Genomic DNA, 11,775 nt, shown 5'->3' on the forward strand with positions numbered 1-11,775 from the left:
GCTTTCGGCTTACTGGCAGGCTGTTTCGCGGCCGATCATGTAACAAACATAGACCCAGCTGCCGTTACGCAACTCGCGCCAGCGGCCCTGCTTTTTGCCAACGGCGTACTCGCCTTCGCCGACGATTTGACCGCCGGCGCCGTAGAGCCGCCAGGCGCCGTTGCGCGCCATGCCGCTGATCTTCAACTCGTCGCGTTCCTGGTCGTACTTGACCAGGCCAGCGGCAACCTCGCCTTCGCCAACCTTGTGGCCGTCTTCGTAGACAACCGCACGTCGCGGCGAGAAATCGTTGCTTTCAAAGAAGTACTGACCGAGGATCGCGCCGCTTTTGGCATAAAAGGTCCACAGTCCGTTGCGCGTATGTTCGCGCGGACCTTCCGCCATCTTCTGTCCGCTCTGGTAGTACTCGACCCAGCGTCCGCTGCGTCGACCGGTCTCGGCGTTGTAGCCGCCCTCCGTGGAAACGCGGCCCGGCGCATAGTAGGAACGCCACTGACCGGTGCGCTTGCCACAATTGGCGCGCTGGCCGCCGGGCGGTTCACGCAAACAGGCCTCCGAGGTATCGGCGCGGAACTCGCCCTCGCTGAGCACCTGGCCTTCTGGATTGAGAAACTGCGCCCGGCCGTCGCGCAGGCCCTGGCGGTAGCTGCCGCGAAAGGCGATAAACCAGGCTCGGGTTTGAGGATGTTGTTCGCACTCTTCCCAGAGGCCGTCCTTTTCATCGTCTCGAAAATTGCCATGGGACAGGCAGTTGCTGTTGGCTGCGGCACGGATTTCCCAGGCGCCGTTTTTCTTCCCGCCCGCATTCTGTCCGCGTTCCTTCCATTCCGAACCGCCGGGAAAATATCCGATCTCCTGCCCTTGCTTCTGGCCTTCATGAAATTCAATGGTGCGCGTCAGCTGTCCCTGTTCATTGAAAAAACGAAACTCGCCTTCGCGTTTGCCAGCGACAAAGACGCCGCGGTAGGCTATGGCGCTGGAGTTTTCATGGAAGAAGAGCCATTCGCCGGTCCGCGGCAGTCGCCGTTTTTCCAGGTCGCTTGCGTCTTCCATTTGATCGCAGGTCTTCCCCTCCGGAATCTCGACGGCGCCAGCCTCGGTGCGCTTGCCAGTTTCGCGGGAAAAAACCGCCAGCTGCGGCGGGTTGCCGCATTCCAGTTCGGCGCGGAAACCGCCGCTGGCCCCCTCTTCTTTTTCTTCCCCGTTGCTCTTGCAACCTGGCGTCCAGAGCAACGAGAATAGCGCCGTACAAAGCAGCAAAATCTGGCCAAAACGTCGAACCACAAGAGCCTCCAGGGACAGCTCAGCTGAGGTCGTCGCAGGGCCCGGACAATTCTTTTTTTGCACTTGCCCCACCCTGATTCCCGGGCCAATTCGACAGTCTGCCATGCGCGTCCGATTGCTGAGCGCCAACCAACAGCTGGAGTGCCCTGAGCCCGCCGAGCTTCCGGAAATCGAGACCTATGAGCCTGGCTGGTTGCATATCACAACCAATAACGAATTCAAGCTGGAGACCGCCCTCGCCCCCTTTCGCATCCACCCGCTGACCATCGAGGACATTATGAACCCGATGACGCGGATCAAGAAAGAGAAGTTCGAACACTATGTTTTTTTTATCTTTCGGGCCTTTCGACTGGAGGGGCACACGCTGCAGGCCTTGAATTTCTATTTTATTTTGCTGAATCGATTGGTGATCACCATAACCGTCGATGATCGCAATACCATCGATGATCTCTGGAAGAACGCAGACATTGCCCGCGGACTCTTGCAGCGCGGTCCGGAATATCTGGTGCATCGCATCCTGGATACCGAAACAGACCGCGTGATGGCCATCATTCATCAGCTTGAGGATCGCGTTGATTTCTTTGAAGACTCCGTGTATATGGAGGATCTGGAAATCCCCATTACCGAAGTATTCAATTACAAGGGGATCCTGCAGCATATCAAGCGAGCGATTCTCAGTCATCGCGAAATTTTTGAGAACTTGATGCGCATCGACGGATTCGATCCGGATGCGCTGGTCTTTTTTCGCGACGTCAACGACCACTCGATACGCATTATTGAAGGCGTGGATAGCATAGTCGAGTCGATCTCGTCTGCGATCGAGGCCTACATGGCGCTTTCCACGCGGCGCACCAATGAAGTCGTTAAAATTCTCACCACGCTCACCGCCATATTGCTGCCGGTCTCATTGATAGCTGGCATTTACGGAATGAACTTTGAATTCATTCCTGGCGGACGTAGCCCGTATGGTTTTGCACTGACGGTCGGCGGCATGGGTCTTCTGGGCGCCGGACTCTTTTATGTTTTCCGGAGGCTGAAGTGGATTTGATGCGGCGATTGCAATTCTGCGCTACGGGCCTCGCGCTGCTACTGGCGACTATCTCTCATTTTGCCTGCAGCGCCGGCGGCCCGCCCTTTCGCAGCGCGCCGGCGGGTGCGCCGGCGGGACTGCAGGGAAGCTACGCCTTCCATCCGGCCCTGCCCTTTTTCAAAAGCGATCAACGCGGCGAGGTCTACTTCCGAAGTGCGCACAGTCGCCAGCCAAAGACGCTCTTTTTCTTGCGCGTTTTTGGCCGCGACGATGAGGACGTTATCCGCGTGCGTCAGTATGAAGGCAGCGCCATCGAAGTAGAGGGTCGCCTGGAACTGCGTAGCGAACGCTGCTATTTGTTTGGCAAACGCAATCTCGACGATCGCCTCACAGCTCTGGAACGCTGGGACTGCGATCATTTGATCTTTGCGTTTGCCCGGCAAGCAAACCAGGTTGGCGGCGCGCTACTGCAGCCGTTAACCGTGGAGCGCAGCGAATTCAGCAATTGGTTCCAGATGCAGCCCTTGTTTCCGTTGCCGCTTTCGAACAGCGGCGCTTCGCCGGCGCATTTTGCCGCGCAGGTAATCGCAATTCGCGAGGAGCAGTCCCTGCCAGAAAATGCGGATGTTGTGGTTTGGGGCATGTATGCTACTGAGCTGACCCGCAACGGCAATGTGCTGGAAGCCGAAGACGGCGAAGGTCGGCCGGCGGGCAGGCTGCGCATTGTGGCGCGCGTCAGCGACTTTTTGTTCTGCAAATGGCTGGAACGCGGCCCCGGACGGCCGGCAGTCGCTTACACTCTGAAATCGCAGGTGGGCGGCGTTCAGCTCTTTTGAAGCGCCGGCGGGACCTAACCGCCGGGATGAATTATCGCTGGTCCGGGACAGGCGCAATGTATTCATCCAATGTGCAATTAATGCGTCTCCTCTTAGTTGTAGGAGCAGCTTTTGCAACAGGCTGCATTGGCTTTGCTTCGGCCTCCGATGGCCGCTTTCGAACCAGAGTTACGGTTCGAACTGAATCGCGATATTATCTGTACTCAGATATCGATGAGCCGCCTGGGATTGGAACTCTCCCAAACAGCGCAGAGCAATACAGCGATTCAGAAATCCGTAGCATCCTGTCCTACTCGCCAGAAGGGAAATTTGGCGCCCAGCGCGCTTTGATCATTTCGCGCAATTGGGTCTGGGAACCAACTCTCCAATCAAGAATTGCAGGGCACGCCGGGCAATCCGGGCAATTTAGGTCCACGACGCTGCCTCTGCCTGTCGGCCAGGAACTGCTCCGTGTCTTTCGGAGCGCGTCAATTGAGTACGAGGAGCCGCGGCGAGTCTCATCGGAATATGATCTGGTCATTTATGCCGACGCTGTCGCCAGTACCAGCTATGATGGGCAGGGCGCTATAGACACTTGTTTGCCAATTGTCTCGGGATTGACTCTGATGACCATCCCCGCGCCTGTCAAAAACTACGTGATTGGATATCGCATCGTTACAAAGGATAGACAAGGTCGGATGCTCTGTGAAAACGCAATCGCAATTCGGCGAACAGACTGGATCAGCTGGCTCTTTCTTCTGGCGCCCTGGTGGGTGGAATTCTCCTCGCCGCCGCTGCTGCCGCCGGAAACGGCTGCCTCGGTCTTTGCATATCTCATTGAGAATTGCGAGGCCAGCAACGATTCGCAAAATCGGTAGGCAAGCTTCTGAAGAAGCCTGACAGTCGCCGCCCAAGGCCAGTTCAAATTACATCTCAAGCGAAAAAGTGCTGGCTTGCAACGCTGTCGACGTCGGAGTCAAAGAATGAAGTCCCACTTGTCCCTTCTTTTGCTGACGATGAGCGCCGTGATGGCATTTGGCGCACAATGCGCAACAATCGAAACGAAAATTGAGATTGAGGCGCCGCGCGCGGCGGTCTGGCAGCAATTGCACGATACAGAACACTACCCGGACTGGAACCCCTTCATTCGCTCTCTGAGCGGCGAATGGAAGCAGGGTGAAACATTGAACGCTACGATTCAACCCGTTGGCAAGTCGGCGATGAGCTTCTCGCCTGAAGTTCTGGAGGTCGAAGAGCAGAGCGTCCTGGAATGGCGTGGAAGATTGGCCGGCATCCCGGGACTGTTTACCGGTCAGCATCGCTTTGAGCTGGTGGAGCTTGGTCCGGCGCGCACCGAGTTGCGCCAATCGGAACATTTCTCCGGCTGCCTGGTTCCGCTCTTTGACCTGACGCCCACCGAACAGGGTTTCCATGCCATGAATCGCGCCATCAAGGAGCGAGCAGAAGAGCAATTTCGTCGGCGGCCTTAGCGTCGCCGATTGCTCGGGCTGGCGTTGCCCACAAATCCGACTTATTTTTTGCGAATGGCAATTGGTTCGATCGGCGTCCCGTCCCTGAACAGGGCAACGCCGCGACTCTGATCGAAAGCGAAGTGATCTTTGACTGGCGCCGCCGCGGGCAACGGCCGCTCATAGCCCCACATCACATCCGTCGCCTCCGGCAGATCCCAGTAGGAAGCCTCGCCTTTGATCGGACAACTGGTATGTCGTTCATTGCCAGTGAACATGCCGAAATCAATCGATGCCCTGGGGAAATAGTAGACCGGCGGAAACTCATACGATGGATGAAATTCCTGCAGGGCGCAGACTGCGTTGCTTCGGGCAATTACTTTGCCCTGAAATTCGGCGTGAAAATCCCCTGCCACCGTTTTAAACTCTGCGTAGTGTTCTGGCTGATTCATGTTTTCCTCACGAGCCCTGGTTTGGAAGGTTCAAGTCGCGCGCACAGCGAAATCCAAAATGGTGGAAGGGATGGTTGGCCGGGAAATGCGGCCGCCGGTTGCTGCCTGCGGCATACTCCCCGTCCCACCACCACGAACCGCCGCGGACGATTTTCTCAGAATAGCCCGGACAGACGTCGGCCCCATTGCAAGGTCCGCGCGGATCCCGTCCCAGACAGGCGGCGCCACATTCAGCATAACTATGTGAGTACCAATCATTAACCCACTCCCAGGAATTGCCGGCCATATCGTACAGGCCGTAACGATAGACGGGTCTGGACTGGACGTCCCAGGTTCGGCCGGTTCCACAGCCCTTCTCCCCGCTTTCCTGAATGATGGCGCGCTGGCAGGTCGCCGGTTCATTGCCCCAGGGGTAGAGTTCCCCATCCGGTCCGCGCGCCGCCTTTTCCCATTCCGCTTCGCTGGGCAATCGCTTGCCCCGCCAGCGACAGTAGTCGCGCGCCTGGAACCAGGTGAGCCCGACCATCGGCTGACGCGGCCCGTCGTAGTGACGATAGTTGGGATGTGCGTAGCTGCATACGCCTGCCTGCACGCATTGCTGGTATTCAGGATAGGCGACTTCGCGGACATCCATCAAGTAGGCGCTCATCTCGATGCGCGCAACAGGCGCCTCATCGTGAATGGGCTTCTGAGTATCCTCGTCTCTGGATTGGCGATCGCTGCCGCGCGTAAAGGCCCCGGCCGGAATACAGCGCATGTCCTCCGGAATCGCAATGTCATCGCAATCGGGCGCGCCGTTGCGCAGGATGCCGCAGGATAGCAGGAGCGAAAGTGAAGCCAGCAGGCCGAACAAAGCTGCGCCGGCGACTGATTGAGATCGATTCTTTGCTGCTGCCGGCTTCATTTCTGACAGGCTCAGCAGCAGCCGCCAGGCGGCAAGCCATCGTCTACTTTTTAGAGCGCGGCGCCCGCCGCATATCTTCTAAATGCAGCCGTTCTCTTGCTCGTAAGCGCCCATACTCGGGCCGACGCCGGCGGCAGCCGGCGCGGCGCCAGTGCGCGCAACATTGAGACGATCGACGGTAACTGTTCCGATCAAGGCCGGGTCGCCGCCTTTCACCACACTGCAGGGCGCCGAGGCCGTGAGCTGGAAGCCGGTGAACAGATCGCTGGTGTTATTATATGCCGGGGCATCTGTCACATTAAACGGAAATCCGGCGCCGCCCAGCGCCGCCGGCGTTGTGAAGTCGGTAGCAGGAACCACACGCCGATAAAGGGCCGTAGTGCAGATCAAATCATTGTAGCTGAAGGTAGCCGCATTGGCAATCGCCTGCGCCTCCAGAAAGCACACCTGCCCGGCGTGCAAAATATTGTTGCGCACGTCAGGATTACTGGGAGTGACCACCGGCGCCTGATTCTCTATGGCGTAGCTCTGGCCTGCGGCGCTCAGGGCGACCACGGTATTGTGGTAGATCGTGACCAAAGCGCCTGTGTTTACCAATCCAATGCCAGCGGATAGCGCGCTCGTTCCGTCGCTGCGACCGCCGACGATCACATTGTTTATGATGCGCGTAGTATTCGTCGGCAAGCCCGCGATATAGATGCCATAGGCTGTCGCGCCGCCGCCGCTGTCGCCTCCGCTGTAAACTATGTTGCGCGCCATCAAGGCGCGCGAGACGCCAGCCACTCGAATGCCATTGGTAGTAGCTCCCTGGCCGCCATTGATGACGTTATCCTGCACGGCTACATCCGGGCCAAGGGGATTCCAGATCATGACGCCAATGGACGTTGTTGATGAGCTTCCGCCGCCGAGGATCGTATTGTTGCGGATGGTGGCGCCTCCCAACCCGGTGTTCGCGCCGGCAAAGACGCCGGCTACGGTGCCGCCGGCAGCAGCTCCCTGAATTGTATTATAGAGTACTGTCCCGCCATCGCGCATTGAAACTGCAGCGCTGTAGGTGGCGCTTTCTGGACCTTGAATGGTGAAACCTTGAATCGCTGCACTGGCATTCAGGTTGTCGGTAAAGCGCACTGTGGCGCAGGGATCATTTGCCAAATTCAAGCCAAGCGTGCAGCCGCCCGGATCTCTCAGGATTGTTGCATATTGGATGGGGTTGTTGACCGTGAAATCAGTGCTGTAACCGCCAACCACGGCCACAAAATTGGCCATGCTGGCCGTCTGCACGTAGGTGGAGCCGCCGCTTGCCGCGCCGACCAGAACAACACACAGGTTTGGTCCAATCGCACAACCTACGCCGCCGGTCAAATCGGCGATGGCGTTATCGATAGTAGCCATTGCCGTTGCCGGCGAGAGTCCATCGCCAGTCGCATCGCTGCCCGAGGGAGTAACATAGTGAACGTGAGTCGGATTAAAGACAAAAACGCCGCTTACAATCGGATTTGCAACAGGCGGCAAACTGTCTGCATCCAGGCAGCCAACCAGTTCCAGGGTGCGTCCGGGAGCGGAAGTGAAGATCGACCATGGACCATTTTGCAACGTCAGCGTATCGTTTGCGTATTTGCTGCTGCTCCAGACATAGCCGGCTGGCGCCGGCGTTAAGGTCGTCGCGCCGCCAAGTATGCAACTGCCTGCTGTCATCGAGCGATTGAAGCGCACAACAATGTCCTGGGAAGTGGCCAGAATGCCAGGCAAGGGAGGCTGCACAGAGCTTACCGCAGCCGAACACTCCAGCTGCGCAGTCACGGCTTGATCCAGGGTCCCGCTGGCAGCGCCGACGAAACTGCAGGTCTGGGCCGGGCTGGCCGGCTGCGACGTAACGCTCAGGCTGTAGTCCTGACCAAGCTGAGATTGCGAAAAGGGGGCCAGGCCATCGCTGCTGACGCTGACAAGCTCGCCCGTCGCTGCGTTTTGTATCTGCAGACCCGAGCCCACCAGGTAGCGGACGTCGACGTTCAGCACGCTGCCGCCGCTGGCCAGCGCCAGCAGGAGACTGTAGGGCGGAGAACTGCTGAAACTGCCAAGGCAGCCGAACTGCAGCGTCGCGCCTACAAGGACGGCGGCTGCGCTGCGGCTCAGCATTTTGCGCGAGCCTCGCTGCATTCGGATGCCCTTCACCATTCTATGTAGATAACGGCAGCAGGCGGGCGCCTTTTCAACAGAATTACGCGACGAGGGTCAATGATCCGGGAAGGGTGGACGCACAATCACCCAGTATTAGCCTGCCGAAATGTTAAAAAACCAGGCGCCGCCTCACCTGGCGCTGGCTTCCGCTTCTCCCCGTCGCCGGCAGCTGCTGGAACAGCTTGGGCTGCGTTTCAGCGTCATCGCCACAGAGGTCGCCGAAGACCATCTGGGCGCGACACCCGCCGAAACCGTCCAGGAATTGGCGCGTTGCAAGGCCCGGGCCGCGGCCGCCAGCGAACGCAACAGCATCATTGTCGGCTGCGACACGCTTGTTTTTCTTGGCGACGAGCCCTTCGGCAAACCGCTCGACCGCGCGCAGGCCAGGCAATTCCTGCATCGCCTGTCCGCCAATCTACACTCCGTATGGACCGGATTGTGCGTTTGCTCTGTTGACCGCGACGGCGTCGTTCTTGACGAGCGTGTTGCTGCTCGACAGAGTCTGGTACGCTTTCGTCAACTCAGCGCCGACGAAATCGAGGACTACCTGGATAGCGGCGAAGCCATGGACAAGGCCGGCGCCTACGGCATTCAGGGCAAGGGCGCACTCCTGGTCGATAGCATCGAAGGCGATTATTTCAACGTCGTTGGATTGCCGCTCACTTTGCTTCGCGATTTGCTGTTGCACTTTGGATTGGATATACTAAAAACTGGTACGGTTTTGAATGCCTGAGCTTTGAGCGTGGGGAGCTTTTCCCCCTTTTCTGCGCAGCAACTGTATGCAATCCTGAACACATGATGCATCAAGCTTTCAGAATCTGCCGTAATCTTTTTTTTGTGCTGCTTGCCGGGCTGTCTGGCGCGGCCTGCGTTGAATTCGAGTGTCGCGCCAGCGATCCGCTCTGCAGCCCGCTGGCCGCACTGTTGCTGTACGGTCAGCAGCGCTTTCGGCCCTGCCGCGGCGGACCGACAACGACGGCAACTTTTTACGGCTACGCCGGTGCGGCTGGCGGCGATGAGGGACGAAGTGTGTGCCTCACCGCCAACGGAGGCATTGTACTCGCTGGCAGCGTCGCTGCAGACATACCAACCCTGGGCGGAAAGTCAGCGCTCAATCCTTATGCTGGCGCCGGTCAAAACGGATTGATCGTTCGCCTCGACGGAAGCGGTGCAGTGGACTGGTACAGCTTTGTTGGTGCGGCCGGCGGAAATGTCTTCTTGAATTCGATCAGCGAAACTGCGGACGGCGGAGTCATTCTTTTTGGATATTCCTCCGTCAATATCGCTGCGCTTGGCGGTCTTACTCCACGCAACGCCTACACAGGCGCCAACGACGACCTCGCAGTGAAATTGAATTCATCGGGCGTCGTTCAGTGGTATACCTTTCTCGGCGCCGGCGGCGATGATCAGGGCAAGAGCGTAATCGGCCTGGGCGACGGTTCCGTTCTTGCGGCCAGCACCAGCGGCGCCAACGTACCCTCCTTGCAGGGCAAGAGCCCGGTCAATGCTCATAGCGGAGGGAGCGACGGCCGCCTCTGCAAACTGGACAGTAACGGCGATGTGCAGTGGTACACCTTCTTTGGCGATCTGGCGGCGGTGAACTTTGTGTTTGGTCTTAGCAGTGAATCGGACGGCGGCGCCGTTCTGGCCAGCAGCGTCAGCGCCAATGTTCCGGCTATTGAAGGCCATGCGCCGCTCAATGCCTACGTTGGCGGCTACGACGGGATGCTGGCGCGCTTTGATGCCAGCGGCCACTTGCAGTGGTACACCTTTGCTGGCAGTGCGGGCTTTGATCAGTACTTGAGCGTCGACGTCGATTCTCAAGGTAAAATCGCGATTAGCGGAACTGTTCTGGCAAACTTAGCCAGCCTGGAAGGGCATTCGCCGCTGATCCCCTTTGCCGGCGCTGGCGATGGCATTGTGGCGCGCTACAATCCAGAAGGGACGCTGGATTGGTATTCAATGATCGGCGGAGGCGGCGCGGATCAACTTAACGCTGTCGCCTTTGATGCAACGGATAACGTCTACGCGGCCGGTCTGGTCGGCGGCGGAATTGTCAGTCTTGGCGGTCAAGCGCCCCGCAACGCATTTTCGGCAGCAAACGATTTGCTTGCTGTCAAATTCAGTCCGACCGGCGCCGTGCAATGGTTTACAATGCTTGGGGCCGCCGGCGATGATCGAGCGACCAGCATTGTGCCAACGCCATCTGGCGGCGCTGCCTTCAACGGATACTCTGATGCCAGCGCGCCAACTCTGCAGGGTAAGACAGCGGTTCTACCCTACGCCGGCGGCGTAGATCTCTTTTTTGGACGCATCGATGCCAACGGCGATCTCTAGGCGGAGAAACAATGGCAACCGGTAAATTAGCTCGGTCGCCGGGCCTTGATGCGGACGACTGCCATGGATAACGAGCGGATGCTTGTCTACCGTCTGGCTGATGTTCCCGACGACTATCAGCTCATCGAAGAGATCGAGTTAACCGTGAAATGGGAAACGGCGCTCAGCGAAGACGCCGGCAATCAAAGCTTCACCGGCATTGATGAATTGAACCAGCTGCTCCGGCAGCGAGTCGAACGGATTCTGTCCGAAAAGCAGGCACGCTGCGCCCGGGTGGTCCACGAAACTGTGACCCACACAACCAACTATGGCGCCGGCGCGAGGGTAATGCTAGGACAGTACCGCATCGATCTTTTTGCGCCGACAGCGCCGGTTAGCTGAGTCGACAGCATAGCAATTGAACGTGAACAATGCTCGCCTTGTTGAAGCTAAGAATTTCGTCCTCAATCGGACGGCTACGCCGCAGCGCTTGCGCCCTGCAGCGCGCTTCGCAGCCGCCTGGCATCGCTGCGACTCAAGTTGCGAAATGCAATTCCACAACCGTCGGCATCGATACGCACCAGACCGGCATCCAGAGCAAAACTTTCGCCGCCCAGATCAAACTGCAATTTCAGCGACGCTCCCGGCGATAGCCGACCTGCGTCCCATGCGACATAAACGCCGCGATCGCTGGCGTCGCGCATAACAACCGACTGGCCTTCCACCCGTACAGGAAATTCTACCGGTACGCGTCGCTGAAAGCGCCAGCCTCGAGGATACATGCGCAGGTAGGGAGCGGCTATATCGCGTCTTACAAAAACAAAGATCGCCGCGATAGCCGCACAGGTTTCGAGCAGTGCAACCAAATTGTAACGCGAAACAGCGGTCGAAAGTGCGTAGATATTGTAGAGAATCAATAGCACCCCGAAGACCAGGAAGGAGTACCAGCCCCAGCGTTTTACGCGGAGCAGTCCGATCCCTACCGGAATGGCCAGTACCATCAAAGCCAGTTCTATTAGATTAAGACGACTGAGTATTTTGATCGGGTATTGCGGCGGTATCAGGAGATGATAGGAAACAGCAAGGTAATTGAATAGAGGCAACAACAACAGGATCAGACCCGAGATCAGCAGCGATCGGGGCATCTTCATTCTGCGGCGGCGATCAGATGGCAAAGCGGTTTGGCTCATTTCCAGTCCATCAGGCGGCAAAGCGCGACAATCTGTCAAGAATGAGCGGCAAATTGCGCTCCCGGGCGACGTTCAAGTCTGAGCCAAAAAATCAAAAGTGATTCAAAAATTTTTGAGAAGGGCAACGGCCCAAATCG

General features: G+C 58.0%; 12 protein-coding genes. 7 read left to right on the forward strand and 5 right to left on the reverse strand.

The features are described from left to right. Positions 1-9 precede the first annotated feature (9 nt). The gene (locus K1X75_11070; protein MBX7058596.1) at positions 10-1,284 is read right to left on the reverse strand and encodes a hypothetical protein; all 1,275 of its coding nucleotides are present in this window, start codon (positions 1,282-1,284) and stop codon (positions 10-12) included. A gap of 103 nt (positions 1,285-1,387) precedes the next feature. Here K1X75_11070 and K1X75_11075 point away from each other — a divergent pair, with 103 nt between their 5' ends. The 4 genes from K1X75_11075 (at position 1,388) to K1X75_11090 (ending at position 4,619) form a co-directional block, all read left to right on the forward strand. Further along, positions 1,388-2,332, forward strand: a complete 945-nt coding sequence (locus tag K1X75_11075; GenBank protein ID MBX7058597.1) for a magnesium transporter CorA family protein — start codon at positions 1,388-1,390, stop codon at positions 2,330-2,332. Then, positions 2,323-3,150, forward strand: a complete 828-nt coding sequence (locus K1X75_11080) for a hypothetical protein (GenBank protein MBX7058598.1) — start codon at positions 2,323-2,325, stop codon at positions 3,148-3,150. The genes K1X75_11075 and K1X75_11080 overlap by 10 nt, the downstream gene beginning before the upstream one ends. A gap of 605 nt (positions 3,151-3,755) precedes the next feature. After that, positions 3,756-4,007, forward strand: a complete 252-nt coding sequence (locus K1X75_11085) for a hypothetical protein (GenBank protein MBX7058599.1) — start codon at positions 3,756-3,758, stop codon at positions 4,005-4,007. Positions 4,008-4,112: 105 nt separating this feature from the next. Then, on the forward strand, positions 4,113-4,619 hold the full coding sequence (locus K1X75_11090; GenBank protein MBX7058600.1) for an SRPBCC domain-containing protein: 507 nt from the start codon (positions 4,113-4,115) through the stop codon (positions 4,617-4,619). A 41-nt stretch (positions 4,620-4,660) separates the two neighbouring features. Here the strand turns inward: K1X75_11090 and K1X75_11095 are convergent, their stop codons facing one another. The 3 genes from K1X75_11095 to K1X75_11105 all read right to left on the reverse strand — a co-directional run bounded on the left by K1X75_11095 (position 4,661) and on the right by K1X75_11105 (position 8,129). Further along, complete coding sequence (locus tag K1X75_11095) at positions 4,661-5,050, reverse strand: DUF427 domain-containing protein (protein ID MBX7058601.1); 390 nt, start codon at positions 5,048-5,050, stop codon at positions 4,661-4,663. Between the two features lie 7 nt (positions 5,051-5,057). Further along, positions 5,058-5,954: a formylglycine-generating enzyme family protein gene (locus K1X75_11100; protein ID MBX7058602.1), complete on the reverse strand. Its 897-nt coding sequence runs from the start codon at positions 5,952-5,954 to the stop codon at positions 5,058-5,060. A gap of 78 nt (positions 5,955-6,032) precedes the next feature. Continuing rightward, positions 6,033-8,129: a right-handed parallel beta-helix repeat-containing protein gene (locus K1X75_11105; protein ID MBX7058603.1), complete on the reverse strand. Its 2,097-nt coding sequence runs from the start codon at positions 8,127-8,129 to the stop codon at positions 6,033-6,035. A 109-nt stretch (positions 8,130-8,238) separates the two neighbouring features. Between K1X75_11105 and K1X75_11110 the strand changes: the two genes are divergently transcribed. The 3 genes from K1X75_11110 (at position 8,239) to K1X75_11120 (ending at position 10,850) form a co-directional block, all read left to right on the forward strand. Then, on the forward strand, positions 8,239-8,865 hold the full coding sequence (locus K1X75_11110) for a Maf family protein (protein ID MBX7058604.1): 627 nt from the start codon (positions 8,239-8,241) through the stop codon (positions 8,863-8,865). A gap of 62 nt (positions 8,866-8,927) precedes the next feature. Then, positions 8,928-10,469, forward strand: a complete 1,542-nt coding sequence (locus tag K1X75_11115) for a hypothetical protein (protein MBX7058605.1) — start codon at positions 8,928-8,930, stop codon at positions 10,467-10,469. A gap of 63 nt (positions 10,470-10,532) precedes the next feature. Next, positions 10,533-10,850 carry a hypothetical protein gene (locus K1X75_11120; GenBank protein MBX7058606.1) on the forward strand — a complete coding sequence of 106 codons (318 nt, stop codon included), beginning with the start codon at positions 10,533-10,535 and terminating at the stop codon, positions 10,848-10,850. 74 nt (positions 10,851-10,924) lie between these two features. On the opposite strand, the gene K1X75_11125 is transcribed toward K1X75_11120, so the two are convergent. After that, positions 10,925-11,593 carry a PilZ domain-containing protein gene (locus K1X75_11125; protein MBX7058607.1) on the reverse strand — a complete coding sequence of 223 codons (669 nt, stop codon included), beginning with the start codon at positions 11,591-11,593 and terminating at the stop codon, positions 10,925-10,927. Positions 11,594-11,775 lie beyond the last annotated feature (182 nt).

It is taken from the genome of Leptospirales bacterium, from assembly GCA_019694655.1.
Taxonomy (GTDB): domain Bacteria; phylum Spirochaetota; class Leptospiria; order Leptospirales; family Leptonemataceae; genus SSF53.